This window comes from Methylobacterium sp. WL8, from assembly GCF_008040045.1.
In the GTDB taxonomy this organism is placed as follows: Bacteria; Pseudomonadota; Alphaproteobacteria; order Rhizobiales; family Beijerinckiaceae; genus Methylobacterium; species Methylobacterium cerastii.
On the sequence record NZ_VRVF01000009.1, the window covers coordinates 1 to 26,499 of the forward strand.

24 protein-coding genes and 1 pseudogene are annotated in these 26,499 nt (G+C 69.9%); 5 read left to right on the forward strand and 20 right to left on the reverse strand.

The features are described from left to right. Positions 1–488: 488 nt before the first annotated feature. Positions 489–2,606 (reverse strand): S9 family peptidase, encoded by a 2,118-nt coding sequence (locus tag FV234_RS05315; RefSeq protein ID WP_147828301.1) that lies wholly within the window; start codon positions 2,604–2,606, stop codon positions 489–491. A 447-nt stretch (positions 2,607–3,053) separates the two neighbouring features. Between FV234_RS05315 and FV234_RS05320 the strand changes: the two genes are divergently transcribed. The 3 genes from FV234_RS05320 (at position 3,054) to FV234_RS05330 (ending at position 4,900) form a co-directional block, all read left to right on the forward strand. Continuing rightward, positions 3,054–3,488, forward strand: a complete 435-nt coding sequence (locus tag FV234_RS05320; RefSeq protein ID WP_147764830.1) for a MucR family transcriptional regulator — start codon at positions 3,054–3,056, stop codon at positions 3,486–3,488. 224 nt (positions 3,489–3,712) lie between these two features. Further along, a complete protein-coding gene (locus FV234_RS05325; protein WP_147828356.1) occupies positions 3,713–3,919 on the forward strand; it encodes a hypothetical protein in 207 nt (68 codons plus the stop codon). 111 nt (positions 3,920–4,030) lie between these two features. Further along, complete coding sequence (locus tag FV234_RS05330; protein WP_238270989.1) at positions 4,031–4,900, forward strand: DUF6456 domain-containing protein; 870 nt, start codon at positions 4,031–4,033, stop codon at positions 4,898–4,900. Positions 4,901–4,913: 13 nt separating this feature from the next. Here the strand turns inward: FV234_RS05330 and FV234_RS05335 are convergent, their stop codons facing one another. From FV234_RS05335 to FV234_RS05415, 16 genes and pseudogenes are all read right to left on the reverse strand, one after another. Further along, positions 4,914–5,336 (reverse strand): SufE family protein, encoded by a 423-nt coding sequence (locus FV234_RS05335; RefSeq protein ID WP_147764829.1) that lies wholly within the window; start codon positions 5,334–5,336, stop codon positions 4,914–4,916. 84 nt (positions 5,337–5,420) lie between these two features. Continuing rightward, the gene (locus FV234_RS05340; RefSeq protein ID WP_147828302.1) at positions 5,421–6,479 is read right to left on the reverse strand and encodes a PAS domain S-box protein; all 1,059 of its coding nucleotides are present in this window, start codon (positions 6,477–6,479) and stop codon (positions 5,421–5,423) included. A 158-nt stretch (positions 6,480–6,637) separates the two neighbouring features. Beyond that, positions 6,638–7,690, reverse strand: a complete 1,053-nt coding sequence (locus tag FV234_RS05345; RefSeq protein WP_147828303.1) for an aliphatic amidase — start codon at positions 7,688–7,690, stop codon at positions 6,638–6,640. Positions 7,691–7,927: 237 nt separating this feature from the next. Further along, positions 7,928–8,245 (reverse strand): zinc ribbon domain-containing protein, encoded by a 318-nt coding sequence (locus FV234_RS05350; protein ID WP_147753745.1) that lies wholly within the window; start codon positions 8,243–8,245, stop codon positions 7,928–7,930. A gap of 62 nt (positions 8,246–8,307) precedes the next feature. Beyond that, on the reverse strand, positions 8,308–9,537 hold the full coding sequence (gene fmdA, locus FV234_RS05355; protein ID WP_147828304.1) for a formamidase: 1,230 nt from the start codon (positions 9,535–9,537) through the stop codon (positions 8,308–8,310). A 77-nt stretch (positions 9,538–9,614) separates the two neighbouring features. After that, entirely contained in the window at positions 9,615–10,631 is a 1,017-nt protein-coding gene (locus tag FV234_RS05360; RefSeq protein ID WP_147828305.1) for an alpha/beta fold hydrolase, read from the reverse strand. An 11-nt stretch (positions 10,632–10,642) separates the two neighbouring features. After that, positions 10,643–11,332, reverse strand: coding sequence for an urea ABC transporter ATP-binding subunit UrtE (gene urtE, locus FV234_RS05365; protein WP_187273591.1), 690 nt, complete (start codon positions 11,330–11,332; stop codon positions 10,643–10,645). Between the two features lie 74 nt (positions 11,333–11,406). Then, positions 11,407–12,192 carry an urea ABC transporter ATP-binding protein UrtD gene (urtD, locus tag FV234_RS05370; RefSeq protein ID WP_147753749.1) on the reverse strand — a complete coding sequence of 262 codons (786 nt, stop codon included), beginning with the start codon at positions 12,190–12,192 and terminating at the stop codon, positions 11,407–11,409. Between the two features lie 7 nt (positions 12,193–12,199). Further along, on the reverse strand, positions 12,200–13,369 hold the full coding sequence (gene urtC, locus FV234_RS05375; RefSeq protein WP_147753750.1) for an urea ABC transporter permease subunit UrtC: 1,170 nt from the start codon (positions 13,367–13,369) through the stop codon (positions 12,200–12,202). Positions 13,370–13,380: 11 nt separating this feature from the next. After that, positions 13,381–14,307 carry an urea ABC transporter permease subunit UrtB gene (gene urtB, locus FV234_RS05380; RefSeq protein ID WP_147753751.1) on the reverse strand — a complete coding sequence of 309 codons (927 nt, stop codon included), beginning with the start codon at positions 14,305–14,307 and terminating at the stop codon, positions 13,381–13,383. A gap of 263 nt (positions 14,308–14,570) precedes the next feature. Beyond that, positions 14,571–15,839: an urea ABC transporter substrate-binding protein gene (gene urtA / locus FV234_RS05390; protein WP_147753752.1), complete on the reverse strand. Its 1,269-nt coding sequence runs from the start codon at positions 15,837–15,839 to the stop codon at positions 14,571–14,573. A 165-nt stretch (positions 15,840–16,004) separates the two neighbouring features. Next, entirely contained in the window at positions 16,005–17,033 is a 1,029-nt protein-coding gene (locus FV234_RS05395) for a DUF2125 domain-containing protein (protein ID WP_238270976.1), read from the reverse strand. 318 nt (positions 17,034–17,351) lie between these two features. Next, positions 17,352–17,708, reverse strand: coding sequence for a hypothetical protein (locus FV234_RS05400; protein WP_306422408.1), 357 nt, complete (start codon positions 17,706–17,708; stop codon positions 17,352–17,354). Between the two features lie 217 nt (positions 17,709–17,925). Then, positions 17,926–18,699 (reverse strand): lysophospholipid acyltransferase family protein, encoded by a 774-nt coding sequence (locus FV234_RS05405; protein ID WP_147761804.1) that lies wholly within the window; start codon positions 18,697–18,699, stop codon positions 17,926–17,928. A gap of 113 nt (positions 18,700–18,812) precedes the next feature. Further along, positions 18,813–20,563, reverse strand: a pseudogene (gene ggt / locus FV234_RS05410) (gamma-glutamyltransferase). Positions 20,564–20,651: 88 nt separating this feature from the next. Beyond that, positions 20,652–21,131, reverse strand: a complete 480-nt coding sequence (locus FV234_RS05415; protein WP_147828308.1) for a hypothetical protein — start codon at positions 21,129–21,131, stop codon at positions 20,652–20,654. Between the two features lie 161 nt (positions 21,132–21,292). On the opposite strand from FV234_RS05415, the gene FV234_RS05420 reads away from it, so the two are divergent. Both FV234_RS05420 and FV234_RS05425 read left to right on the forward strand, forming a co-directional pair. Continuing rightward, entirely contained in the window at positions 21,293–22,012 is a 720-nt protein-coding gene (locus tag FV234_RS05420) for an NAD-dependent deacylase (RefSeq protein WP_147828309.1), read from the forward strand. A 251-nt stretch (positions 22,013–22,263) separates the two neighbouring features. After that, a complete protein-coding gene (locus FV234_RS05425) occupies positions 22,264–22,512 on the forward strand; it encodes a hypothetical protein (protein ID WP_147752198.1) in 249 nt (82 codons plus the stop codon). Positions 22,513–23,019: 507 nt separating this feature from the next. Here FV234_RS05425 and FV234_RS05435 read toward each other — a convergent pair. The 3 genes from FV234_RS05435 to FV234_RS05445 form a co-directional block, all read right to left on the reverse strand. Next, positions 23,020–23,406, reverse strand: coding sequence for a hypothetical protein (locus FV234_RS05435; RefSeq protein WP_147752200.1), 387 nt, complete (start codon positions 23,404–23,406; stop codon positions 23,020–23,022). A 244-nt stretch (positions 23,407–23,650) separates the two neighbouring features. Further along, positions 23,651–25,990 (reverse strand): xanthine dehydrogenase family protein molybdopterin-binding subunit, encoded by a 2,340-nt coding sequence (locus FV234_RS05440; protein ID WP_147828311.1) that lies wholly within the window; start codon positions 25,988–25,990, stop codon positions 23,651–23,653. Beyond that, a complete protein-coding gene (locus FV234_RS05445; protein WP_147752202.1) occupies positions 25,987–26,463 on the reverse strand; it encodes a (2Fe-2S)-binding protein in 477 nt (158 codons plus the stop codon). The genes FV234_RS05440 and FV234_RS05445 overlap by 4 nt, the downstream gene beginning before the upstream one ends. Positions 26,464–26,499: the final 36 nt, after the last annotated feature.

Consider the following 26,499-nt stretch of genomic DNA (forward strand, 5'->3'; position numbering starts at 1 on the left):
CCGGAACGCCCCCTCGACATCCGCCCGCCGCCCGCGCAGCCGTGAGGGCTATCTACGTCTCAAGGAGACGCAATAGGCTTCGCACATCTCTGCTTCTGGCGCCTTGATTTGCGCGCATCCCCTCGCCCCGCACGGATCTCGGGCTTGCCCGAGATCCGAACCTGCCTGCCGAAGTCGGGCAGGCCCGACTTCGGTGGGGGAGAGGGCTTTGACGACCTCGTCGTCGGCAAAGCGAGGCGGCAGCCGACGGTGAGGGGGCTGAGCCGGAGGAGGCTCTTCCGGAAGCTCCCCCTCACCGTCGCTTCGGCTTCGCCTCCGCTTCCCGGCTGCACGACGGGGTACAGCCGGGCCTCTCCCCGCCTGCGGGGAGAGGGGGGAGCCGCGCGTCATCCGAGGCTGTGCGGAATCGGTGAATCGGGAACCTGGGAAGGGGGACATCTCCCGCGTCATGATGTTCGGCACGGTGGCAGCCGAACGCCGCCTCTCCCTCACGCCTCGCCCACCGCCGCCAACGCGAAGCCGTAGATCAGCGCCACCTCTTCGAGCCGGTCGAAGCGGCCGGCGGCGCCGCCGTGGCCGGCTTCCATGTTGGTGCGCAGCAGGACCGGGCCGCCGCCGGTCATGGTCGCGCGCAGGCGCGCCACCCATTTGGCCGGCTCCCAATAGGTCACCCGCGGGTCGGTGAGGCCGCCGAGCGCCAGGATCGCCGGGTAGGCCTTGGCTGCGACGTTGTCGTAGGGCGAGTACGACAGGATGGTCCGGAACGCCGCCTCGCTCTCGGCCGGGTTTCCCCATTCCGGCCATTCCGGCGGTGTCAGCGGCAGCTCGGCGTCGAGCATGGTGTTGAGCACGTCGACGAAGGGCACGTCGGCGACGATGCCGGCGAACAGCTCCGGGGCGAGGTTGGCCACCGCCCCCATCAGCATGCCGCCGGCGCTGCCGCCATGCGCCACGATCCGCTTCTCGGACGTGTACTGCGCCGCGATCAGCGCTCGGGCGCAGGCGACGAAGTCGGAGAAGGTGTTGGGCTTCTTCTCGCGCTTGCCGTCGAGGTACCAGCGCCAGCCCTTCTCGGTGCCGCCGCGGATGTGGGCGATGGCGTAGACGAAGCCGCGGTCGACGAGGCTCAGCAGGTTGGTGCGGAACGCCGCCGGCATCAGCGTGCCGTAGGCACCGTAGCCGTAGAGCAGCAGCGGCGCCGTCCCGTCGAGGACGAGGTCGCGCCGGTGAAGCAGCGAGATCGGCACCTGCGCCCCGTCCCGGGCGGTCGCGAACAGCCGCCGCGTGACGTAGTCCTCGGGCGCGTGCCCGCTCGGGATGGTCTGACGCTTGCGCAGGGCGCGGGAGCGGGTGGCGCAATCGTAGTCCCAGGTCTCCGTCGGCGTCGTCATCGAGGAATAGGCGAAGCGGATCGTCGCCGTCTCGAACTCGTAGCCGGGCTGGAGGCCCAGCGAGTAGGCCTCCTCCGCGAACGCCACCGCGTGCTCCTCGGCGGTCGCGAGGTCGCGCACGATGATCCGCGGCCGGGCGTTCTCGACCTCGAGGCGGACCAGGTGGTCGGCGAGCAGATGCAGGTGGCGGATCATGGTGCCGGCGCGGTGCGGCACCAGGTCGGCCCAGTGCCCCCGGCCTGGTTCGGCCACCGGGGTGGTGACGACCTTGAAGTCCTCGGCGCCGTCGGCGTTGGTGAGAATGTAGAGGTCCGCGCCGCGATGCTCGACCGAGTAGATCAGCAGCGGCTCGCGCGGCTGCACCACGCGCAGGCGCCCGTCCGGCGCGGCGCGGTCGAGGAGGTGGACCTCCGAGGTCTCGTGGTCGCTCGCGGTGATGGTGAGGTAGGCGCCCGACTGCGTCGCCCCGATGTGGACGAAGAACCCGGAATCGCGCTCGACGTAGACCGTGGCGTCGTCCGCCTGCTCCGCGCCGAGGCGGTGGTACATCACCCGCGCCGGCCGGTGGTTGGCGTCGACCGCGACGTACCAGAACCCGGCGCCGTCGGCCGACCAGACCGCCTCGCCGGAGGTCGCCTCGACGCGGTCGGCCGCATCCGTCCCGGTCGCGAGGTCGCGCACCCGGATCGCGTGCAGCTCCGAGCCCTTGGTGTCGACGCCCCAGGCGAGGCGCGCATGGTCGTCGGAATGGGCGGCGCCTGCGATCTCGAAGAAGGCCAGGCCCTCGCCCTCCTTGTCGCCGTCGATCAGGATCTCTTCCGCCCCCGCGTCGTCGCCGGCCGCGGATGGGCGGCGGCAGACCAGGGGGTGCTGCCCGCCGTCGCGGTGGCGGGTGTAGTAGGCGAACGGCCCGTCCGGCGTCGGCACGCCGCTGTCGTCCTCGCGGATGCGCCCGCGCATCTCGGCGACCAAAGTTTTGCGCAGCGGCGCCGCGCCGGCGAGCGCCGCCTCGGCGTAGGCGTTCTCGGACCTCAAGTAGTCGCCGATGTCGGCCGGCAGCGCCGACGGGTCCTTGAGGACGTCCTGCCAGTTCTCGGCCTTCAACCAGGCGTAGTCGTCCGACAGGGTGCGCCCGTGGACGACGAAGCTGTGCGGCCGGCGCTGCGCACGCGGCGCGTCGGAGGCGGGCGGGACGTGGGCCGTGTCGAACGCCATTGGAGATTTCCCGTGGAGAACCTGCGCGAACCTGGGCATGTGCCGTGCGGCCCGGCCCCGGACAAGGCCCGGCGTGCAATGGTCTCGCCCCGGCTTGGTGCCGGCCGCGTTGTCCTCCGCAGGTTCTGCAATCTGGGGTAGAGCCGATTCGGTGGGATGCTTCGCCCTTGAGTAGGCATCGCTTTAGCCGATTTCGTTAAGCTGAAATATCCTTCCGGATAGTTGACGTTGCGTATCCGAACTGTCGTCGAGCAACTTGCGGGCGATCTGCAAATATCCTAATGAGAAGTCGTCGCGGGGAGGGGTCCCCGCATTTTACTCAGCACTTGCGGGCGGGCCGAACATTGCTGCGGGAATGCCCGCATCCTGGCGAGAGACGGCGGGGCCGACGGCCCGCGCCGCCCAAGACCCGTCGACAGCCTGAGCGTCCAGAGGACATGGCCGAACATGAACGACACTGAAACCACGGTCGACTACGTGGAACTCGCAGCCGACATCGTGTCGGCCTACGTCAGCAACAACCCGGTCCCCCCGGGCGAGCTGGCCCAGCTGATCACCCGCATCCACGCGTCGCTGATGCAGGTCGCCGGCGGACAGGCCGAGGCCGAGGCGCCCGCCGGCCCGCTGACCCCCGCCGTGCCGGTGAAGAAGTCCGTCACCGCCGACCACATCATCTGCCTGGAGGACGGCCGGACCTTCAAGTCGCTCAAGCGCCACCTGCGCGCCAAGTACGACATGAGCCCGGAGCAGTATCGCGCCAAGTGGGGCCTGCCGCCGGACTACCCGATGGTCGCGCCGAACTACGCCAAGGCCCGCTCCGACCTCGCCAAGGCGATCGGCCTCGGCCAGACCCGCTCGGGCAATTACGACGAAGCCGCCTGAGACCGCCATGCGGAGCGCCGGGGCACGGTTTCCCCGCGTCCCGCGCGATCTCGAGCGTCTTCCGTGATCTCCGGATCACGGAAGACGCTCTCTTTCGTCGTGCGGTCGCGTTTTCTTCACGCAAGCCGACATCCACGCGCTGGACAATGCGCGCGATGGGCACAAACCTTGCGCGTCACCGTGCCTGGTTCTGCGAGCGGTTTGTCCCCATGAGCGATGCCAAGATGTCGACTGAGGCGGTCCCGACCGACGACCTCGGCAAGGCGAACGACGTGCTCGCCGAATGGGCCGCCCGCTCGGCCGCCGACAGCGACGCCCTGGTCGAGCGCCTCGCCGGGATGGGCTACGACGTCCGCGGCAAGTCCGAGGAGGAGATCGCCGAGGTGCTGAAGCATCCGCCGGCGAAGCCCGGCGCCGACCCTGCACCCTAGGGTGCGTGACGCTCCACAGCGTCGTGGTCGTCAAGTCTTGATCTAGGACGATTTTCAGGACTCTCCTGTTTCCTTCGTCGTGACGAAGACCGTTCGCCTTGGGAACAAAACATGAACAAACTCTCTCAGGCTCGGACCGCTCGCCTGGCTCCTCGCCCCCTTGCCCGCCCGGTCGCCCTGCCGCGAGCGGAGGCCGCGATCGGGCGTGCTGGCGAGCGGCTGCTGGCAGCCTTGGCCGCCGACGGCGCCTACGCCTTCCCGGACCCGGTCGAGGACGCGATGCTGATCGTGCGCTGCGGCGGCGGCGTCTCGCTCGGCGGCGGCCGCTTTCCGGCGGCGTCCGGCGAGCGCCTGCTCGCCGCCGACCTCGCCCTGCGCGAACCCGGCCCGCGCGGGCGGATCGTGCTGTCGATCGCCGGCCGGGCGCGCCTCCGGCGTGGCGACGCGCCGGCCGGCGAAGCCTTCCGCGGGCAGCATCTCGACCTCGTAGTCGAGGGCGAGGGAACGGAGAGGCGCCTGCGCGACGCGGCGGAGAGCCCGATCGCCTGGATGGTGCGGCGGCGCGGCCGCGACGGAGCGCCGCTTCTCGACCGGGCGTCGTTCGAGGCCGGCGAGCGCCTGCGCCGCGACATCACCACGGGTATGCTGATGCCGCGGATGGGCATCGACTGGACGGCGATCCGCGTCGACGGCTCGGGGCCGCGCGACGCCGCCGGCGCCTCCGACACGATGATGGCGGCGCGCGCCCGGGTGGACCGCGCGATGGATGCGGTCGGCCACGACCTGTCGGGCCTGTTGATCGACCTGTGCGGCCACGTGAAAGGGCTGGAGCGGATCGAGGAGGAACGCCGCTGGCCGGCCCGCTCCGCCAAGGTGGTCGCCAAGATCGCCCTCGGGCGGCTGGCCGAGCATTACGGCCTGCAGCGCGAGGCCATAGGCCCGGACCATGCCCGCATGCGGCTGTGGCGCGACCGGGCGTGAGGCGGTCGCCAGCTCAGGCGGCGAGGCGGACCGCGTCGCGGTGAATGCGGTCGGCCATGGCGCGGACGCCGTTGGAGCGCTGCGGGGTGAGGTGCTCGCCGAGGCCCAACTTGGTGTAGAGGGCGAAGGCGTCGGTGTCTGCCGCCTCGCGCGGGGTCTTGCCGTCGAACAGCGCGACCATCAGCGCGACGAGGCCGCGCACGATGTGGGCGTCGCTGTCGCCCCGCAGGTGAAGGCGCGGCACGTCGGCGGACGCATCGACGTTCAGGTCGATCCACACTTGGCTGGCGCAGCCCAGCACCTTGTTCGACTCCGCGTGCAGGGCGGCGTCGGCCGGCGGCAAGGTGCGCCCGAGCTCGATCAGGTAGCGGTAGCGCTCTTCCCAGTCGTCGATGAATTCGAAGTTCTCGACGATGGTCTCGATCGGAGGCAGCATGCTCGGCCGGTGTTCTGTCGGGGGCGCGGGGGTCGTCCAAGATATAGGTCGCCACCCCGGCCGAAGCGAATCCCGCGGCGCCCTTCAGGCCAGGCCGTCGATCCGCGCCTCCGGCAGCTGCAGCCGCAGCGGGTCCTCGGCCGTCGCCACCCCGGTGACGGCGATCTCGGCCTGAGCCGCGTAGGCCGCGATCAGCCGCGGCCCGAGCTTCGGGATGTTGGGCCGGCCGGATTCATCCTGGTCGCCGGCGCCGGAGGTGATCGAGAGGCGCACCGGCGCGCCGGGGGCGGCGTCAATGTCGATGGCGATGGCGCAGGCGACGCTCTCGGCGGTGGCGTCGAGGCACTCGGCCACGATCTCGGCGACGATCATCCCGAGCGCGTTGGCGGTGCGCGGCTCGACGAGGCTGGTGCCGGCGCCGCCGAGGTGGACGCCGATGCGCCCGGCGCGGCGGAGCTGGCCGAGGCCGGAGGCGAGCCGATGCAGGTAGTCGCGCAGGTCGATCGAGGCGATGTGGGGCGCCTCGTGCAGGTGCTGCTGCACCAGCGCGATCGCCCTCACCCGCTGGCCCAGCGCCTCGAAGCTGCCGCGGCAGGGCTCCGGCGCCGCGCGGCCGTAGAGGCCGATCAGGCTGACCATGACCTGCAGGTTGTTGCGGACGCGGTGGTAGACCTCCGCGAGCAGGGTCTCCTTCTCCTGCAGCGCCTCCTCGATATGCACCTCGGCATGCTTGCGGTCGGTGATGTCGAAGCACGAGCCGAGATAGCCGCGGAACTCGCCGTCCTCGGTCAGCGGCCGGGCGGTGTCGAGCAGCCAGCGATAGGCCCCGTCGTGACGACGCAGGCGGAACTCGACGGTGAAGGGCTCGCGCGCGGTGAACGCCTCGGAGACGATGCGCGCGTGCCGCTCGAAGTCGTCCGGATGCAGGCCCGTGCGCCAGCCGACGCCGAGTTCTTCCTCCAGCGGCCGGCCGGTGAACTGGAGCCAGCACTCGTTGTGATGGATCGCGTGGCCGCGATGGTCCGAGCGCCACATCATCAGCGGGACGTCGTCGGCGAAGCGCCGGAACTCCGCACTGACACCGTGCGCGCCCGGCCTGCTGTCCTGACCGCCCGCACCGGCCGGCTTCGACTCACCGTTCATGATCTACCCGATCCGCCCCTGGTTCGACCTGATGTGCGCAAGACAAGCGCCGGTCAACGTGTCGGGCCTTGGGCCGTTCCGATCAGACGTCGTCGTGTCATGGAAGTGGCCGCGCAGACCCGATCCGGGGCCGGCGCGGCGTTGCGTCGGAGCCGATTTCAGCGCGGGTCCGGCGGCCCTTCGCCCTTGCCGACGAAGGGGATGCCGTCGATCGGGCATTCCTCGGTGCCGACGCCCTGGCGAGTGATGGCGCGCACCGCGTCGCGGGTGGCGTCGGGGTCCTCGATCCAGCGGCGGTAGAAGTCGTAGGGGCATTCCGACAGCCCGTGCCGATTCTCCTTGGAGTTGATCATCCCGGTGTAGCCGCGGTGGAGCAGCTTGAAGAGGTGGTTTTCCGACTGCCCGTGCGCGCGGAAATCGCGAATCAGGAATTTCGAAAGCGCCGCGTACTGGATGCCCATCTCCTCCTCGCCGCACTCGCCGAGCGTGCGCCCGTCGAAGCCGACGATCGCCGAGTGGCCGAAGTAGCTGTAGACTCCGTCGAAGCCGGCGGCGTTGGCCACCGCGACGTAGGTGTTGTTGGCGAAGGCCATCGCCTTCGACATCAGGATCTGCTGCTCTTTCGCCGGGTACATGTAGCCCTGGCAGCGGATGATGAGTTCCGCCCCGCGCATGGCGCAATCGCGCCAGATCTCGGGGTAGTTGCCGTCGTCGCAGATGATCAGGCTGATCATCAGGCCCTTCGGCCCCTCCGAGACGTAGGTGCGGTCGCCCGGATACCAGCCCTCAATCGGCGTCCAGGGCATGATCTTGCGGTACTTCTGCACGATCTCGCCCTGGTCGTTCATCAGGATCAGGGTGTTGTAGGGCGCCTTGTTCGGATGCTCCTCGTGGCGCTCGCCGGTGAGCGAGAACACGCCCCAGACCTTGGCCCTGCGGCAGGCGTCGGCGAAGATCTCGGTCTCGGCGCCGGGCACGGTCGAGGCGGTCTCGTACATCTCCCCCGCGTCGTACATGATCCCGTGGGTCGAGTATTCGGGGAAGATCACCAGGTCGAGACCCGGCAGGCCGGCCTTCATGCCGACGATCATGTCGCCGATCTTCGTGGCGTTCTCCAGCACCTCCGCCTTCGTGTGGAGGCGCGGCATCTTGTAGTTCACCACCGCGACGCCGACGCTGTCGGCGCTGGACGAGATGTCTCCGTGCATCATGGCGTAGGTTCCTCCTGGCTCGGGTTTCTTCCCTCCCCCCGACGGATCTCGGGCTTGCCCGAGATCCGCGCCTTGTGTGCCCAAGTCGGGCAAGCCCGACTTGGGTGAGGGGGAGGGTGGCCCGCGAAGCGGGTCGGGAGAGGGGATCGACGGTGCCGTAAAGCGCGTTTCCCTCTCCCGACCTTCGCTGACGCGAAGCCCACCCTCCCCCGCAGAGGGGGAGGGGGTGTCGCTGTGTCAGTGGCTGATCATCCACGGCCGCGCGTTCGGGAAGCTCTTGGCGGCCGTGGGGTTGGATTTGGCCTTCGTCCCCGAGCAGCAGCCGCAGCCGGCCCCGTGCGCGGACGACTTGCGGGGGGCGTGCGCGCTCCGCTCGTTGGTCGCGTAGGCCTTGCGCCGGCCCGCATCCATCGAGGCGAGGTTCGGCGCGGTGAGGAAGGCGCGCCCGCACGCCGTCCCGCAATCGGGGCAGTCGTGCGGGTCCTTGAACTGCGCCATAGGGCGCAGCACCGTGAACGGCCCGCAGGCCTCGCAAGCGTAATCGTAGACCGGCATTCGCGCGCTTCCAGGCAAAGTGTGTGCGGTTTGCCGGCCGGGAAGCGCGGCAAACCAGGAGACTACAGATCCGGTGAGAGCGGCATCTGGATCGAGCCGTCGATGAACTTCGTCGGCCCGTCGGCGCCGGGATTGATGTCGAACTCGAAGATCTTGGTCGGAATCCACAAGGTCGCGCAGGCGTTGGGGATGTCGACCACGCCCGAGATGTGGCCCTGGACCGGTGCGGTGCCGAGGATCGAGTAGGCCTGCGCGCCCGAGTAGCCGAACTTCTTCAGGTACTCGATCGCGTTGAGGCAGGCCTGCCGGTAGGCCACCGTCACGTCGAGATAATGCTGCTTGCCGTATTCGTCGACCGAGACGCCCTCGAAGATCAAGTGGTCGTCGAACTTCGGCGTGACCGGCGACGGCTTGAAGATCGGGTTCTTGATCCCGTACTTGGCCATGCCGTCCTTGATCAGGCTGACCTTGAGGTGGACCCAGCCGGCCATCTCGATCGCGCCGCAGAAGGTGATCTCGCCGTCGCCCTGGCTGAAATGCAGGTCGCCCATCGAGAGGCCGGCGCCGGGCACGTAGACCGGGAAGTAGATCTTCGATCCGCGCGATAGGTCCTTGATGTCGCAATTGCCGCCGTGCTCGCGCCCCGGCACCGTGCGGGCGCCTGTCGCGGCCGCCTTCTCCTTCGCCTCGCCCTTGAGGCGTCCCATGTGGGCGGTGGGCCCGAAGGGCAGGGTGGCGAGAGCCGGCACCCGGTTCGGGTCGGTGTCGAACAGCGCCTTCTCGCGGATGTTCCAGGTCTCGAGCATCTTCGGATCGGGCAGGCAGCCGATCAGGCCGGGATGGATCAGGCCGGGGAAGCGCACGCCGGGTATGTGGCGCGACTTGGTGAACATGCCCTCGAAGTCCCAGATCGACTTCTGGGCCTGAGGGAAGTGCTCGTCGAGGAAGCCGCCGCCGTTGTTCTTCGAGAAGAAGCCGTTGAAGCCCCACTGGCTCTCGGGCTTGGCGCCGATGTCGAGGAGGTCGACCACCAGGAGGTCGCCGGGCTCGGCGCCCTCGACGCCGATCGGGCCGGAGAGGAAGTGCACGATCGACAGGTCGATGTCGCGCACGTCGTCGGCGGAATCGTTGTTCTTGATGAAGCCGCCGGTCCAGTCGTAGGTCTCGACGATGAAGTCGTCGCCGGGCTTCACCATGGCGACCATCGGGATGTCCGGGTGCCAGCGGTTGTGCACCATGTCGTTGTCGTAGGCCGATTGCGTCAGGTCGACCTTGATCAGCGTCTCGGGCATTTTCTGACTTTGCTCCCTGTCTTGGAAACCTGGGGACGGCGATGCCCCGAACGACCGGTTGACCCGGCCGAAACCTTTCAGCTCGCGAGCAGCCGTTTCAGCGCGTCGTCGAGGATCTGGATGTCGTCGGGGCTGGTGCCCGGTCCGCCGGCGAAGTGGCCCCACCACGTGTCGATGACGCGCAACTCGGCGTTCGGCATCGACTCCGCCTCGATCCGGTTGTCCTCGGGCGGGAAGTACAGGTCGGTCGAGGCCGGCATCAGGATCGCCTTCGCGGTGATCGCGCGAAGCGCCGCCTTGGTGTCCCCGAGGAAGGTGTCGTTGGCGCCGATGTCGCCGTTCTGCCAGGTCCACAGCATCGCGAGCAGGTCGTTGGCGTCGCGCGTATAAAACAGGCCTTCCCAGAATCCGACGAGGAAGTCTTCGAGCGAGGCGTAGCCCATGTGGGTCTTGTCGGCCTCGATCCGGTAGAAGGTCTGCGACAGGCCCCAGCCGGCGTAGACCCGGCCGAAGGCGCGCAGCCCCTTGTTCGGCGGGCTCGCATACCAACCCTCTGCGAAGGCGGCGTCGGCCTGGAGCGCCGCCTTGGCGCCCTCGAGGAAGACGAAGTTGTGCCGCGAGCACTTGGCCGAGCCTTGGAACGGCAGGATGCGCGGGACCATTTCGGGATAGAGCGCGCCCCAATGGTAGGTCTGGAGCGCCCCCATCGACCAGCCGGTCACCAGGACCAGTTTTTCGATGCCGAAATGCTCGGTGACGAGCCGGTGCTGTGCGCGGACGTTGTCGTAGGCCGTGACGTTGGGGAAGCGCGGCCCGTTCCAGGGAGCCGGCGTGTTGCTCGGCGAGGACGAGAGCCCGTTGCCGAACATGTTCGGGATGATGATGAAGTACGTGTCGGGGTCGAGGGCCTTGCCCGGCCCGATCAGCCACTCGTTCTCGGTGTGCTGGCCGGAATACCAGGTCGGGTAGACGATGGCGTTGTCGCGGGCCGCGTTGAGCGTGCCGAAGGTCTTGAACGCGAGCTTGGCGTTGCGCAGCGTCTTGCCGCACTGGAGAACGTGGTCGCCGAGCTCGAAGATCTCGTAATCGGCCATGATGTCCTCGTTTAGACCGAGAGGAAGCGGGCGACCTGCGCTTCGTCGATGTCGGCGCGCAGCGACTCGTGGACGATCTCGCCGTTCTCCATCACGAGCACCCGGTCGGCGACGTCGAGGGCGAAGCTCAGCACCTGCTCGGAGACGACGATCGACAGGCCGCGCGCGTCGCGGATCGCCTTCAGCGTCCGCCCCATCTCGCGGATGATCGAGGGCTGGATGCCCTCGGTCGGCTCGTCGAGGAGCAGCACCTTCGGGCGGCTCGCGAGCGCCCGGGCGATGGCGAGCTGCTGCTGCTGGCCGCCGGAGAGGTTGCCGCCGCGCCGGCCCTTCATCTCCAACAGCACGGGGAACATGTCGTAGAGGTCCTGGGGGACGCGGCGTGTGCCGGTGACGGTCAGCCCGGTCTCGATGTTCTCCTGCACCGTCATGGTCGAGAAGATCATCCGGCCCTGCGGCACGTAGGCGAGGCCCTTGGCGACGCGGGCATGGCTCTTGAGGCCGCCGATTTCGGCGCCGTCGACGCGGATCGAGCCGGCCTTCACCGGCACGATCCCCATCAGGGTCTTCATCAGCGTGGTCTTGCCCATGCCGTTGCGGCCCATCACCGCGACGATCTCGCCGGGCGCGACCTGGAAGTCGAGGCCGTGCAGCACCTCGCTCTGGCCGTAGGCTGCGTGCAGGTCCGCGACGCGCAGGATCGGCGCGGCCGACGGGATCGTCGGCAGCGGAGGGGCTTTCGCCAGGGGAGGATGCGCGGTCTGCAGCATGATGCTCAGTGTCCCAGATACACTTCGATGACCTTCGGATCGTTCTTGACCCGCTCCATCGAGCCCTCCGACAGGACCTTGCCCTGGTGCAGCACGGTGACCCGGTGGGCGATGTCCTCGACGAACTTCATGTCGTGCTCGATCACCAGCACCGAGCGGCCGACGATGATCTGGTTGAGGAGCTCGGCGGTCTTGATGCGCTCGCCGACGCTCATCCCGGCCACCGGCTCGTCGAGCATCAGCAGCTCCGGGTCCTGGATCAGCAGCATGCCGATCTCGAGCCACTGCTTCTGGCCATGGCTCAGGAACTCGGCCCGCTCCAGGAGCTGGTCCTTGAGGAAGATCGTCTCGGCGATCTCGTGGATGCGGTCGCGCACCTCGGCGTCGCGCTTGAAGGTCAGCGCCCCGAACACCGAGCGCCCGCGCGGGAACGAGATCTCCAGGTTCTCGAACACCGTGAGGTCGTCGTAGATCGACGGCGTCTGGAACTTGCGCCCGACGCCGGCCTGGACGATCGCGCTCTCGGTGAGCTTGGTCAGCTCCTGGCCCTTGTACTTGATCGACCCGGCGCTGGCGCGGGTGCGCCCGCAGATCAGGTCGAGCACGGTGGTCTTGCCGGCCCCGTTCGGGCCGATGATCACCCGGATCTCGTTGGGGTCGACGTAGAACGAGACGTCGTTGACCGCCTTGAACCCGTCGAAGGAGACGGTGAGCGCGTCGACCGCCAGCAGGTATTCGGGGGCGTTCGGGTTAGCGCCGATGACGGAGCCCGGGAGGATCGCGGCGTTCATGATGCTCTCACTCGGCCGGGGCGCCGTGGGGGACGATCGCGGGGGGCGGGGCGCGCAGACCCTTCACCCGGCGGGTGAGGCGGGGTTCGATGTGCTCGCGCCAGATGCCGGCGAGGCCGTTCGGGAAGGCGAGCACCACGGCGATGAACAGGGCGCCGAGGCCGAACAGCCACAGGTCGGGGAAGGATTCCGAGAAGCTGGTCTTGGCCCAGTTGACGAGCAGCGTGCCCCAGACCGCGCCGAACAGCGACATCCGCCCGCCAACGGCGGCGTAGATCACCATCTCGATCGAGGGCACGATGCCGACGAAGGACGGCGACATGAACCCGACCTGGAGGGTGAACATCGCGCCCCCGATCGCCGCGAAGGCGGCGGCGAGGCAGAAGGCGAAGACCTTGAACCCGGCGACCGAGTAGCCGGAGAACCGCACCCGGTCCTCCTTGTCGCGCATCGCGACGAGGATGCGCCCGAGCTTCGACTTCTTCACGAACTGCGCGATCAGGATGCAGCCGAGCAGCAGCCCGCCGTTGACGAAGTACAGGATGGTGTGGGCGCTGTCGGTGCGGATGTCCCAGCCGTGGAGGGTGCGCAGGTCGGTGATGCCGTTGATGCCGCCGGTGTAGCCCTGCTGCCCGACGATCAGGATGGTCAGGATCGCGGCGATCGCCTGGGTGATGATGGCGAAGTAGGTGCCGCCGACCCGGCGCTTGAACATCGCCGCCGAGATCGCGAAGGCGAACAGCACCGGCACCGCGACGACGAGGATCAAGGTCAGCGGCAGGCTCTGGAACGGCTTCCAGAACCACGGCAGTTCGGTGATCTGGTTCCAATCCATGAAGTCGGGGATGCCCGGCGTCGACTGGATCTTGGTGTTCGCGACGCTGGACGCCTCGAGCTTCAGGTACATCGCCATGCAGTAGCCGCCGAGGCCGAAGAAGCAGCCCTGGCCGAGCGACAGGATGCCGGCATAGCCCCAGCAGATGACGAGGCCGAGCGCCACGAAGGCGTAGGTGAGGTACTTGCCCACCAGGTTGAGCCGGAAGGCGTCGAGCAGGCTCGGCAGCACGACGAGGAGCACCAGAGCGAGAAGCGCGAGGCTCAGCCACTCGATCGGCTTCATGAACGGGTTGTCGTTCACGGTGACGGACTTGGTCAGGGTCTGGACGGGGTTCTTCATCGTCGAAATCCTCAGCGCCGGACCTTGAGGGTGAACAGGCCCTGCGGCCGCAGCATCAGGATGCCGACCACCGCGAGCAGGGTGAGCACCTTGGCCATCGAGCCGGAGAGGAAGAATTCCAGCGTCGACTGGGTCTGCGAGATCGAGAAGGCCGAGGCGATGGTACCGAGCAGAGAGGCCGCCCCGCCGAACACGACGATCAGGAAGGTGTCGACGATGTAGAGCTGGCCCGAGGTCGGCCCGGTCGAGCCGATCATGGTGAAGGCCGAGCCGGCCACGCCCGCGATGCCGCAGCCGAGGCCGAAGGTGTAGCGGTCGACCTTCTCGGTATCGATACCGACGGCGCCTGCCATCGGGCGGTTCGCCATCACTGCGCGAACCTGCTGGCCGAAGCGCGAGCGGTAGATCAGCAGCGCGACGCCGACCGTGATCAGCGTGGTGACAGCCATCACGAACAGGCCGTTGATCGGGATCTCGATGGACTCGGTGACCTGCACCGAGCCGATCAGCCAGGTCGGCAGCTCGACGCCGACCTCGCGCGCCCCGAAGATCGAGCGGTAGGCCTGCTGCAGGATCAGCGACAGGCCCCAGGTGGCGAGCAGCGTGTCGAGCGGGCGCTTGTAGAGGTGGCGGATCAGCGCCCACTCCACCAGCATCCCGAGCGCCCCCGAGGCGCAGAAGGCGAGCACCATCGCCAGGAAGAAGTAGCCCGGGAACAGGGCCGGCAGGTAGCTCTGGAAGAACGTCGAGCACAGGTAGGTCATGTACGCGCCGAGGATCATGAACTCCCCGTGCGCCATGTTGATCACGCCCATCTGGCCGAAGATGATCGCCAGCCCGAGCGCCATCAGCACGTAGACGGAGAACAGGATCAGGCCGGCGAAGCCCTGCATCGCGAAGATCGCGCCGAGGTCGCCGAGGGAATAGTCACCGAACATCCGTGCGCTCCGAGCCGTCGGGAATGCCGGAGGGCCGTGGCCCGCCGCTTTGCGCGATCGCCGTCTCCCACCCTCCCACCTCGTCCCGAGGTGCCGGAGCGAAGCGGAGGCCTCGAAGGGGCCCTCCGGCGCGCTCGGCGACCCCTGGAGCCCTCCTTCGAGGCCCGCTGCCGCGGGCGCCTCAGGATGAGGTCGGGGGGATGAGTGATCGTCGAAAGGCCGTCTGCAAATCGCGCGCCGCGCCGGCGGCGCGCGGATGCGGCCTACTGGTAACCCTTCGGGAACGGGTCCGGCTTGATCAGCTCGGGGCTGGTGTAGACGATCTCGAACTGGCCGTCGGGCTTGGCCTTGCCGACGCGGGTCTTCGACCAGAGGTGGTGGTTCGGGTCGATGCGGACGTAGCCTTCCGGCGCGCCCTTGAACTCGAGGTCGGGCGAGGCGGCGACGACCTTGTCGACGTCGAACGAGCCGGCCTTCTCGCAGGCCATCTTCCACAGGTAAGGCCCGAGGTAGGCGGCCTGGGTGACGTCGCCGATGACGGTCTTTTCGCCCCACATCTTCTTGAAGTCGGCAACGAATTTCTTGTTGTTGTCGTTCTCGATCGACTGGAAGTACTTCATGCACGAGTACGCCCCGGCGATGTTGTCGCCGCCGATGCCGTCGATCTCGTCCTCGGTGACCGAGATCGTCAGCAGCACCTGCTTCGAGAGGTCGATGCCGGAGGCCTTCAGCTGCTTGTAGAACGCCACGTTCGAGCCGCCGACCACGTCGGTGAAGATCACCTTCGGCTTGGTGAGCTTGATCTTGTTGATGACCGAGTTGAACTGCGTGTGGCCGAGTGGGAAGTACTCCTCGCCGACGACCTTGCCCTTGAGCACGTTCTCGACGTGCTTGCGGGCGATCTTGTTCGAGGTGCGCGGCCAGATGTAATCCGAGCCGACGAAGAAGAACGTGTCGCCGCCCTTCTCCTTGTGCACCCAGTCGAGACCCGCGAGGATCTGCTGCGTCGCCTCCTGGCCGGTGTAGAACACGTTCTTGGACTGCTCCAGGCCCTCGTAGAAGGTCGGGTAGTAGAGGAGCCCGTTGTACTGCTCGAACACCGGCAGCACCGCCTTGCGCGAGGCCGAGGTCCAGCAGCCCATCACGGCGGCGCACTTGTCGTTGACGAGGAGCTTCTTGGCCTTCTCGGCAAACGTCGGCCAGTCGGAGGCGCCGTCCTCCTGGATGATCTTGATCTTGCGGCCGAGGATGCCGCCGGCCTCGTTGATCTGCGCGATGGCGAGCTTCTCCGCCTGCTGCGCGCCGGTCTCCGAGATCGCCATGGTGCCGGTGATCGAGTGGAGGATGCCGCAGGTCACCTCGGTGTCGGTGACGGCGAGGCCGGTGGTGCTCACCGCCGAGGTCGCCGGGCCGGCGGCGAAGGCGTTGCGCGGCAGGAGCGAGAGGGCCGGCGCGGCCGCCAGCCCCATGAGCAGCTTGCGCCGCAGCGGCGAGCGCAAGCCCCGGTTTAGATCGTGATCCCCGTCAGCCATCGTGCCTCACGCCTCGCATCTCGCGTCCGGCGGCTCATGGAACGGCCGCGGATCGTGGCGCAGGCTAGGGGCTCGGTCGCGTCGCGGCCTATACGCTGTTTTGCGTATGGCCGGCGCCGTGCGGGCGGCGCAGTCTGCTCCACCCTCGATGCCGGACGCGTGCGATCAGTACAGCGGCTGCAGCCGCACGTTCGGGATCGCGATCGGCCCGAACAGGATCCGGCCGTCGGCGAGCCGCAGCGGCGGCAGCGGCTTCAGCGCCACCTCGCCGGAGGCGTCGCCCGCACCGCCCTCGGGCTGGCGGCGCAGCCCGAGCAGGCCGCCGACGAGGTTGCCGACCAGCGCGCCGCGGTCGGCGCCGAAGCGCTGCCCGACCACCGCGGCGACCAGCGACTCGACGCCCGCCGCGCGCAGGTCGAGCTGCCCCGCGACGCGGTGGCCCTGGTCGATCCCGAGGCTGCCCTTGGCCTGCAGCCGCCGTTCGCCCTTGGCCAGCGCCAGGCTGGCGACGTCGAGGCTTCCGCCGGCCTGGCGCCAGCGCTCCAGCTCGCGCGCCACCGTACCGGTGCCGAGGGTCGTCGCGCGGTCGACGGTGGCGTCGAGGGTGAGGTCGGCCGGGTCGGCGTTGCCGATCAGCGCGTCCGCCAACGGCGCCAGGGCCTGCGACAGGCGCAGGCTGAGATCGACGGCGCCGTCCGACTCGAAGCGCCCTGGCGTCGGGCGCGCATGCAGCTCGAGGTGGCGGGCGGAGACTGCGATCGGATCGGGCGTCGCGCCGGCCACCGTCACAGACGGCGCGTCGACCACGAGCGAGGCCCGGACGAACCCGTCCGATGCGCCGTGGAAGCTGCCCTCCAGCATCGTCCAGGTCGCGTCGCCGACGAGGTCGCCCTGTTCCACGTGAAACGGGCCCTCGGTGAGCATCAGCACGTGGCGCGGCTGGTAAACCTGCGCGACCGCCGTCAGCGGGCCGAGCCGGAAGCGTCCGTCGGCGCGCGCGAGGCTGACCGAGCCGCAGCGCAGTTCGATTCGGAACGGATAGCCGCCGATCGACCGGTCGGCGCAGGTCCAGGTCCGGCCGGCGCTGGCCTCGCGGGCGATCCAGCCGTCCATCTCGGAGGCCGCCCGGCCGCGGACGTAGAACCAGCCCGCCGACCACAGCACCACCAGCGCCAGCAGCAGGATGTAGGGCATGAACAGGCCGCGCCGGGAGCGCGGCGCCCGCTGTGGCACTGCTACGGGCTCGCCCGGGGCTTGCCCCAGAGGACCTTGCCTTGCCGGATCTTGCCTTGCCGGATCCTGCATCGTTCGCTCCGCGCGCTCGCCCCATCGCAGGTTCGTCCGCGATCGTCATGCGTCCAGCAAGCCATGAGGGGAGGCTCGGGGCGAAACTGGGGCGTAGGCGGCGTCACGCCGAATCCGCATCACCCCACCGGACCGCGGATACGGCCTTCGCTCGATCGCGGGTGCGCCAGCCGGATACGCCGGCCGGCCCGATCGAGCGAAGGGGGTTCAGGCGTGCGCGGGGTCCGCGCTCTCCATCGAGAGGTCGTCGACGATCGCCTTGCGCTCGGCCTCGCCCTCGGCGAGCCGGTGCACGTGCATCTCCGTCGCGCCGCCCTTGCGGGCGCGGGCGAGCCAGGTGCGATGCAGGCGCTCGCGCGGGCTTTCACCGGAGGACGACACCGACACCAGCTCGGCGATGCCCGCGGGATCGCGGCGGACGGCGATCACCACCGCCTCGCCCATCTCGTCGAGCTCGGGCGCGCTGAGGTCATGCACGCCGACCACATAGCGCCGTCCCGAACGCCCGCGCCAGGCGCTGAGCGCCAGGGCCGGGGTGCCGCGAAGGCCGGCGGTGGTCCTCAAGCGCTCTTCCCGCACGTCCCGTCTCCGTGTCCGCTCGTCCGTCAGGTCGCGGAGGGCCGCAGACCAGGACAAGGCTCTCTTGTTCGCCATTCGTTCCAACCTAGATCGGGCGCCGAGCGCCCGTCAAGCGATTCGTCTCGTGAGAACAAAATGGGAATTCGAAGGGCGTTTCACAATGTCCCGGTGGTGCCGCGGACGCAGGAATCGGCGTCCGACGTCAGGCCGGGCGCGAGGTTTCGCGCTGTGGCTCGGGAGCCGTTCGGCCGGCCTGTCCAAGGTCGGCGCGTCCGGCGGCGAGCAGCGCGTTCGAGGCAGTCTCGATGCGATCCTGGACGAGGTCGAGGAAGTCCGCGCGCGCCAGGCCCGGCTGGATCGGCGGCAGGAATTCGATCACCGTGGTGCCGGGGCGGCGGACGAAGCTGCGGCGCGGCCAGTACAGGCCGGTGTTCAGCGCCACCGGCAGGCACGGCACGGAGAGCGCCGCGTAGAGGTGGGACAGGCCCTGCTTGTAGGCCGGGTCGGCGCCCGGCGCCGTCCGGGTGCCCTCGGGGAAGACGATGAGCTGGCGCCCCTGCGCGATCGCATCCGCCGCAGCCGCGTTCATCAGGCTCATGGCGCGCGCGCCCTTCGACCGGTCGATCGCCACCATGCCGCTGCGCGACAGGAACCAGCCGATCAGCGGGATGAACAGCAGCTCGCGCTTCAGCACGTAGGCGAATTCGGGAAACACCGTGCACAGGGCTAGGGTCTCCAGCGCCGACTGGTGCTTGGCGCCGACGAGCATCGCGCCGGCCGGGATGTTCTCCAGCCCGCGGAACTCGACCCGCGTGCCGGCGACCACGCGCAGCAGCCACAGCGTCACCCGCCCCCACAGCCGCGCCAGCCGCATCACCGCCCGCCCCGAGACCAGCGTCGGCAGCCCGCCGAACGCGATCAGCGTGGTGGCGGCGTAGAAGCAGAGGTTGAACGCGAGGGAGCGGACGGCGAGCATCGGGACCTTCTGTGACGATCCCCCTTTAACGCGCAGGCGCGGCCGGGGCCAAGGGCGCTCGGGCGTGACGCCTCAGGTTGTCTTGGGTCCTGCCTCAATACTCAGGCCTCACATCAATACTCCTCGGCCAGCGTGTCGCGCTGGCGCGGGTCGGCCGCCCCCGCGAGCAGGCCGCCGCTGCGCAGGATCGAGTTGGCCGAGCCCGAGCTCGCCCCCACCCTAACGTCGTGGCCCCGCGCCCGCAGCAGGGCGAGGGTGTCGGGCGAGAGACCCTGCTCGACGCGCAGCACGTCCGGTTTCCATTGGTGGTGGATGCGTGGCGCGGCGACGGCCTCCGCGAGGTTCATGCGGAAATCGACCAGGTTGACGATCACCGCGAGCACCGTGGTGATGATGCGGCTGCCGCCGGGGCTGCCGGTGACGAGAGTGAGCTGCCCATCCCGGAACAGGAAGGTCGGCGTCCATCCCGGAACAGGAAGGTCGGCGTCATCGAGGAGAGCGAGCGGGCGCCCGGCGCCACCGCGTTGGCGTCGCCGCCGACGAGGCCGTAGGCGTTCTGGGTGCCGGCCTTGGCGGAGAAGTCGTCCATCTCGTTGTCGAGCAGCACGCCCGTGCCCTCGGCCACCAGCCCGACCCCGTAGGAGAAGTTCAGGGTGCAGGTGTTGGCGACCGCGTTGCCGGCCGCGTCCACCACCGAGTCATGCGTGGTCTGGTCGGGCTCCGGCGGCGGAGGGTCGCCGGCCGCGATGCTGTCGGCGGGCCGCGCCCGGTCCGGGTCGATCGCCCGGCGCAGCGTCGCCGCGTAGGGTTTCGCGGTGAGGCCCTGCACCGGCACGCGGACCCGGTCCGGGTCGCCGAGCCAGGTGGCGCGGTCGGCGTAGGCCGGCTTCATCGCCTCGGCCAGGGTGTGGATCGCGGCGGCGCTGCCCGCGCCCATCGCGGCGAGGTCGAAGCCCTCGAGGATGTTCAGGATTTCGATCAGGTGGACGCCCCCCGAGGAGGGCGGCGGCATCGAGATCACCTCGTAACCGCGGTAGCTGCCGCGCACCGGCTGACGGATCACCGGGCGGTAGGCGGAGAGGTCCGCCTCCGTCATCAGGCCGCCGGCCTCGCGCACGGCCGCCGCGATCCGCGCGGCGACCGGGCCGGCGTAGAACGCGTCCGGCCCGCCTTCGGCGATGGCGCGCAGCGTGCCCGCGAGATCCGCCTGCACCAGGCTTTCGCCCCGGGGCAGGGGGGCGTCGCCGCGGAAGAAGATCTTCCGGGTCGAGGGCCAGCGCCCGAGGAGGCCGGCCGAGCGCTGCAGGGAATCGGCGAGGCCGCCCGCGACCGGGATGCCGCCGCGGGCCAGCGCCTCGGCCGGCGCGATCAGCTCGGCGAGCGACAGCTTGCCCGATCCGTAGAGGCGGTGCGCTTCCGCCAGCCCTCGCACCGTGCCCGGTACGCCGACGGCCTTTCCGCCGCGCCGCGAGGCGTCCCGGTCCGGCTCGCCGCCGGGCGCCAGGAACATGTCGGCGGTGGCGGCCCTCGGCGCGGTCTCGCGGTAGTCGATCGCCACGATCTCCTGCCGGTCGGCCAGGTGCACCATCATGAACCCGCCGCCGCCGAGGTTGCCCGCCTGCGGCAGGGTCACCGCCAGCGCGAAGCCGACCGCGACCGCGGCGTCGACCGCGTTGCCGCCGCGCCGGAGGATCTCGACGCCGACGCGCGTCGCCTGGGCCTCCTGGCTCGCGACCATGCCGTGCACGGCCAGGACCGGCAGCATCCGCGCGTCGTCGGAGGGGATCGGCGGCGCCGGGCTCTGTGCTGAGGCGGGACCGCCGAGCGCGAGCAGGACGGCGAGGACGGCGCGGGTCGATCTCATGCCACCGTGGATAGCACGGCCGCGGCCACGCGGCAGGCGCCGGCGCTTCGTCCCGGCGGCGGGTTCCGCGAGCCCCGTCTTGGAACGCTTACGCGGGCCGTCCGGCGCTTCGCCCCGCGATCAGCCAGTAGACGAGCCCGGCGCCGGCGCCGGCCAGGAACAGGATCGCGGTCACGCGCGCCTCCGCCGCCAGCGCCGCGCCGCCGGGGCGTACGGCCCCGCGCACGAGCCAGGGGAGGGCGGCGGTGAGGAGGCCGCAGCCGGCGCCGTACCAGAGGAGGCCGCGCCATCGCAGGGTCTCGCCGACGAGCGCGACGAGGGCGGGCGGCACCGCCAGCAGCACGAAGGACGCCTTCGCCAGTCCCGCGACGACGAACGCGACGCTCTCCGGCGGCAGGCCGGCGGCGAGGTCCGACAGGCCGGCATGAAGCCCGGCCAGCGCCCCTCGCGTCAGCCAGACGCTGGCCACCGGATCGAGCACGAGGGCGCCGAGCAGGATCGCGGCGCCGGCCGGGATCGCGAGGAGCAGGGCGAGGAAGCCGAGGAGGAGGCGGCCGAGGAAGCGCATCGGCGCGTTATAGCCCGGCTTGTCCGCCGGGACGGCATCGCCCTGAAGACGGTGCCGTCGGGTGGCCTCCGCCGAGCCTCGCCGCGCGCGGCCGGGCCGCCGCGCTCCAGCGCTGAGGTTCCGAGGTGAGGTTCGGGTCGGACGGGTGTAATCTCGCGCCCATGTTCGAACGCAAGCCTCCGAAGAACGTCTTCCTCCTCACCGGAGCCGGGGTGTCGGCCGAGAGCGGGCTCGGCACGTTCCGGGACCGCGGCGGGATGTGGGCGCGGTTCGATCCGATGCGGCTCGCGACGCCCGAGGCCTTCGCGGCCGACCCCGACACCGTCATCGACTTCTACAACCTGCGCCGGCGCGGGGTGGTCGCGGCCACGCCGAACCCGGCCCACGTCGCGCTGGCCCGGGCCGAGGCGGCGTTGGGCGAGCGCGGCGGGCGGCTGTTCCTGTGCACCCAGAACGTCGACGACCTGCACGAGCGGGCGGGCTCGCGCGCCGTCGTGCACATGCACGGCGAACTCCTGAAGGGACGCTGCACGGCCTGCGGCGGCACGTTCGCCTGCCCCGGCGACCTCCACGTCGCCGACGCCTGCCCGCGCTGCGGCGCCGTCGGCACGTCGCGGCCCGACGTGGTCTGGTTCGGCGAGATGCCCCACCACCTCGACGCGATCCAGGCGGCGCTCGCGACCGCCGACCTGTTCGTCGCGATCGGCACCTCGGGCGCCGTCTACCCGGCGGCCGGCTATGTGCGGCACGCGCGAGCGCAGGGCATCCCGACCTGCGAGCTCAACGCCGAGCCGTCCGACAACGCGGACGCGTTCGACGAGGCCCGCTACGGCCCGGCGAGCGAGACGGTGCCGGCCTACTTCGCCGCCCTCGTCTCGTGATCCGATGCATCGGGCCAGAAAACTAGGCAGAATAACGCCGGGCGATTCAGCAGCGCACTGAAAAACCACGCGAATTGCTTTCGGAAACTCAAGTCCAGCTTGCGCGCAATCGGACTTTCTTTGGCGAATCACGCCGGATCGCTCTGTCAAGACATGGACGCTCACGACGCCGTGCGTACAATGGACAAGCTTGGTGCGGTCGCCGCGGCGCGCACCGGCGTTCGATGAAGCCACACGGGAGCCAACAGCCCATGCAGAACTTCACGGTCACGGCCCGCGAGCGCGACACGGTCCTGGCGGCCCTGCGCTACTACCAGTTCTACCGGATGCAGGGTCACCCGTTCGATCCCCGGCAGGACCATCTCATCGACGCGATCGCCGCCGAGACCGGCGACGCCCTCGACGTCGCCGAGATCGACGACCTCTGCGCCGGCCTCAACGGCAACGCGCACGCCCTCGGTGCCACCGCCGCCCGCATCACCTTCGACGCGATCGCCTGACGACGCCCCCTCGGGGCGAGGACGCGCTCTTCGCCCCCCGGCCAAGCACCACGCTCGGTGCTCCCTGCGCGCTCGCAGGCTCTAACCTTCGTGCAGCGCCCCGCATCTTACGCACAGTCGCACACAGGCTGCGCGCCACCCGCCCTTCCTCCCGTATGGGGCATAGGACTCACACATCCCTGCTTGTGGCAGTTCGTCGTGCTCGCATCCCCTCGCCCCGCCTGCGGGGAGAGGGCTTTGCCGACCTCGTCGTCGGCAAAGCGAGGCGGCAGCCGAAGGTGAGGGGGCTGCCACGGAGGAACCACATCCGTTCGTGCCCCCTCACCGTCCCTTCGGCTTCGCCGCCGCTCCCTGGCTGTACGACTTGGTGCAGCCGGGCCTCTCCCCGCGTGCGGGGAGCGGGGACCCGCGCCATACCCGCAACTTGAGCCGGATCCATCTGCGGCAGTCCCGTCGATCCACTGACCTTTGTAGGTGCAGCGTCCGGCGTTCGTGAACGCGATAGGCCTACGGAGCCGACTTGAGCTGGCCCTCGGCGCGCGTCACCGCGGCGTCGCAGGCCTTGGCGTCGCCCTTGGCGTCGGCGGTGCGGGCCTCGTCGAGGGCGACCTTGGCCTGCTGGGCGGCGTCGGCGCCCTTGCCGGCCTCGGCCGACTTCTCCGGGGGGGCCTGCGGCGACTGGCCGGGGGCGGTCCCCTCCGTGCCGGTCACGCCCTCGCCGCCGCGCTTGGCGGCGGCACCCTGGCCGCTGGTCGAAGCCGAGATCGCGGCCGTCGCCTCCGCCTTCACCCGCTTGTCGAGGCCGTCGATCCGCTCGGAACAGGGCGAGGCCGAGGCGGATGCGATCAGGGCGGGCGCCGCGAGCAGGGCGGCGAGGTACGCGAGACGCGTCATCGAATGGAATCTCCGGTGTCTTCGAGCCGAACGGGGGAGCCGAACGGCTTGCCGACGGAAACGCGGCATCCGCCGGCAAGGCTCCCCTGAAAGGCGGCCCTTACGACAGATGACGCCTTGAAAACGCGCTTCGCAGGCGACGCGCCGTCGCAAGAACGCCGAAGGGCCCGCTCTTCCGGTTGAAGAGGGGCCCCTCGGTCGTCCAATCCGTCACCGCGCCGTCGGGCGGCGCGGGTCCGCCGGCTCAGGCGCTGAGCTGGTCGCGGATCGGTAGCTGGCGCACGCGGCGCCCGGTGGCGGCGAACACCGCGTTGGCGATGGCCGGCGCCACCGGCGGAACGCCGGGCTCGCCGACGCCGCCGAGTGGGCCGTCCCAGGTGCCCGAGTTGACGAGGTGCACGCGGATCACCTTCGGGGCGGCGTCGATCCGAATGATCTCGTAGCCGTCGAAGTTGTTCTGTTGCGCCCGGCCGTTCTTGAAGGTGATCTCGGAGGTGAGCGCGAGGCCCATCCCCATCACCACGGCGCCTTCCATCTGCGAGCGGATGCGCTCCGGGTTGACCTGAGGCCCGCAATCGATCGCGATGTCGACGGCCACCACCTTCACGCCGCCCTTCGGGTCGACCTCGACCTCGGCCGCGACCGCGGTGTGGGTGACGAAGCTGTAGTGACCCGCGAGCCCGAGGCCCCGGCCCTTCTCCAGCTTGCGGCCCCAGCCGGCACCGCCGGCGGCGGTCTCGATCACCCGGCGCAGGCGCCCGGTGTCGATCGGGTAGAGCTTGGGGTCCTCGCCGTGATTCCACACGTCGCCGATCGTCGTCGGATCGATCTTGCGCGCCGGCCCGATCAGATCGAGCAGGTAGTCCTTCGCGTCGCGTCCCGCGGCGTGCGCCAGCTCCGCCACGAACGACTGGATCGCGAAGGCGTGGGGGATGTTCGAGACCGAGCGGAACCAGCCGATCCGGACGTGGGCGGCCGCCTCCGGGTTCTCCAGCCGGATGTTCGGCACCGCGAACGGCGTGTTGACCAGGCCCATCCCAAGTTCGAACGGCAGCTCGTGCTTCGGGTCGGGCGCGAAGATCGAGCCGATCGTCGGCGCCGCCGAGCGGTGGAGCCAGGCCACCGGCATGCCCTTGTCGTCGAGGCCCGCCTCGAGGTGCTCGGCCGAGATGGTGTGGTAGTAGCCGTGGTGGATGTCGTCCTCGCGGGTCCAGGTGAGCTTCACCGGCGCGCCTCCGACCTCGCGCGAGCAGAGCGCCGCCTCGACCACGTAGTCGGGCTTGGACTTGCGGCCGAAGCCGCCGCCCAGCAGCGTCACGTTCACCCGCACCTTGTCGGCGGGCAGGCCGAGCGCCTTGACCAGCCGGTCGTGGGCGGCCTGCGGACCCTGCGTGCAGGCCCAGGCCTCGCACGCGCCGTCCTTCACCTGCACCACGGCGGCCGGCGGCTCCATCGGAGCCTGGACGAGGTGGGGCACGAAGTAGTCGGCCGTGAGCTTCGTCTTGGCCTTGGCCATCGCCCCGTCGACGTCGCCCTGGTTGCGCACGACCTTGCCGGGTGCGCGCGACGCCTTCTCGAGCTCGGTGCGGAACGCGTCGGTGTCGTAGCCGGCGTTCGGGCCGTCGTCCCAGACGATCTTAAGGGCCTCGCGGCCCTTCATCGCCGCCCAGGTGTTCTTGGCCACCACGGCGACGCCGCCGAGCGGCATGAACTCGGACGGGATCGCCCCGCCGTCGATCTTGAACACCTTCACGACACCGGGGACCTTCTTGGTCTCGGTGTCGTCGTACGAGACGACCTTGCCGCCGTAGACGGCCGGGCGCGCGACCAGGGCGTACAGCATGCCCTCGCGCTTCGTGTCGAGGCCGTAGACGGCCTTGCCGGTGGTGATGTCACGGTTGTCGATGATGCCGATCTGGCCCTTGCCGATGTAGCGGAAGGCCTTGGGGTCCTTCAGCACCACGCTCTCGCGGGCCGGCACCGGCAGCTCCGCCGCGGCGGCCGCGACCTCGCCGTAGCCGATCGTACGCTTCGACTTGGCGTGCGCCAGCACGTGGTTCTCGGCCGTGACCTCGGAGGCCGGCACGTTCCACTGCTTGGCGGCCGCCTGGATCAGCATGAGCCGGGCCGCGGCGCCTGCATGGCGGAAATGCTGGAAGAAGTGGCGCAGGCTCCGCGAGCCGTCGGTGTCCTGGTTGCCGAAGCGCTCCTCGTCGCCCCAGGCCTGGACCACGCCGACCTTCGACCAGTCGGCCTCGAGCTCGTCGGCGACCACGAAGGCCACCGAGGTGCGCACGCCCTGGCCCATGTCGGAGCGGTGGTTGGTCACGGTCACGCGGCCGTCGGCGGCGATCGCGACGAAGATCTTCGGGTCGTCGCGCCAGCCGTGCGGCATGCCGTCGGCGCCGAACTTCGGCGGCTCGTCCTTGGCGGCCTCGGCCTTGGCCGTGCCGCGCAGGTTCACCGCGAGCACGAAGGCGCCCAGGCCACCGAGGATGGTGCGGCGGCTGACGTTGGCGATCAGCGGCGTCCGGGTCGGCGTCTCGGCCGCAAGCTCGGCCATCATCTTGGCGTCGTGGATCACAGGCGCTCTCCCTTGGTGGCGGGCGCTTGGCCGGCGGCCTGGTGGATCGCGGCGCGGATGCGCGGGTAGGTGCCGCAGCGGCAGATGTTGCCGCTCATCTGCTCGTCGATCTGCGCGTCGGTGGGCTTGGGCGTGTCCTTCAGGAGCGAGGCCGCCTGCATGATCTGGCCGCACTGGCAGTAGCCGCACTGCGCCACGTTGAGGTCGCGCCAAGCCACCTGCACCGGATGGTTGCCGTCGGGCGAGAGCCCTTCGATGGTGGTCACCGCCTGGTCGGCTGCGGCCGAGATCGGGGTGGTGCAGGACCGGGTGGCGGTGCCGCCGAGGTGGATCGTGCAGGCGCCGCACAGCGACTGGCCGCAGCCGAACTTGGTGCCGACCAGCCCGAGCTCGTCGCGCAGGTACCAGAGCAGCGGCATGTCGGGATCGCCGTCGAAGCTGCGTGGCGCTCCGTTCACCGTCAGTTTGATCATTCGCAAAGGTCCTGTCTGAACGCGGATCGCGTCGGG

Bases quoted from the DNA above. Each gene is read 5' to 3' on its own strand.
- FV234_RS05445 (WP_147752202.1), bottom strand. From the start codon at position 26,463: ATGATCAAACTGACGGTGAACGGAGCGCCACGCAGCTTCGACGGCGAT.
- FV234_RS05405 (WP_147761804.1), bottom strand. From the start codon at position 18,699: ATGCTCGCCGTCCGCTCCCTCGCGTTCAACCTCTGCTTCTACGCCGCC.
- FV234_RS05335 (WP_147764829.1), bottom strand. From the start codon at position 5,336: ATGCTGCCTCCGATCGAGACCATCGTCGAGAACTTCGAATTCATCGAC.
- urtB (WP_147753751.1), bottom strand. From the start codon at position 14,307: ATGTTCGGTGACTATTCCCTCGGCGACCTCGGCGCGATCTTCGCGATG.
- FV234_RS05350 (WP_147753745.1), bottom strand. From the start codon at position 8,245: ATGCCGGTCTACGATTACGCTTGCGAGGCCTGCGGGCCGTTCACGGTG.
- urtA (WP_147753752.1), bottom strand. From the start codon at position 15,839: ATGGCTGACGGGGATCACGATCTAAACCGGGGCTTGCGCTCGCCGCTG.
- FV234_RS05345 (WP_147828303.1), bottom strand. From the start codon at position 7,690: ATGATGCACGGAGACATCTCGTCCAGCGCCGACAGCGTCGGCGTCGCG.
- FV234_RS05320 (WP_147764830.1), top strand. From the start codon at position 3,054: ATGAACGACACTGAAACCACGGTCGACTACGTGGAACTCGCAGCCGAC.
- FV234_RS05330 (WP_238270989.1), top strand. From the start codon at position 4,031: ATGAACAAACTCTCTCAGGCTCGGACCGCTCGCCTGGCTCCTCGCCCC.
- FV234_RS05340 (WP_147828302.1), bottom strand. From the start codon at position 6,479: ATGAACGGTGAGTCGAAGCCGGCCGGTGCGGGCGGTCAGGACAGCAGG.
- FV234_RS05325 (WP_147828356.1), top strand. From the start codon at position 3,713: ATGTCGACTGAGGCGGTCCCGACCGACGACCTCGGCAAGGCGAACGAC.
- fmdA (WP_147828304.1), bottom strand. From the start codon at position 9,537: ATGCCCGAGACGCTGATCAAGGTCGACCTGACGCAATCGGCCTACGAC.
- FV234_RS05420 (WP_147828309.1), top strand. From the start codon at position 21,293: ATGTTCGAACGCAAGCCTCCGAAGAACGTCTTCCTCCTCACCGGAGCC.
- FV234_RS05395 (WP_238270976.1), bottom strand. From the start codon at position 17,033: ATGCCCTACATCCTGCTGCTGGCGCTGGTGGTGCTGTGGTCGGCGGGC.
- FV234_RS05425 (WP_147752198.1), top strand. From the start codon at position 22,264: ATGCAGAACTTCACGGTCACGGCCCGCGAGCGCGACACGGTCCTGGCG.
- FV234_RS05435 (WP_147752200.1), bottom strand. From the start codon at position 23,406: ATGACGCGTCTCGCGTACCTCGCCGCCCTGCTCGCGGCGCCCGCCCTG.
- urtC (WP_147753750.1), bottom strand. From the start codon at position 13,369: ATGAAGAACCCCGTCCAGACCCTGACCAAGTCCGTCACCGTGAACGAC.
- urtD (WP_147753749.1), bottom strand. From the start codon at position 12,192: ATGAACGCCGCGATCCTCCCGGGCTCCGTCATCGGCGCTAACCCGAAC.
- FV234_RS05415 (WP_147828308.1), bottom strand. From the start codon at position 21,131: ATGCGCTTCCTCGGCCGCCTCCTCCTCGGCTTCCTCGCCCTGCTCCTC.
- FV234_RS05360 (WP_147828305.1), bottom strand. From the start codon at position 10,631: ATGGCCGATTACGAGATCTTCGAGCTCGGCGACCACGTTCTCCAGTGC.
- FV234_RS05315 (WP_147828301.1), bottom strand. From the start codon at position 2,606: ATGGCGTTCGACACGGCCCACGTCCCGCCCGCCTCCGACGCGCCGCGT.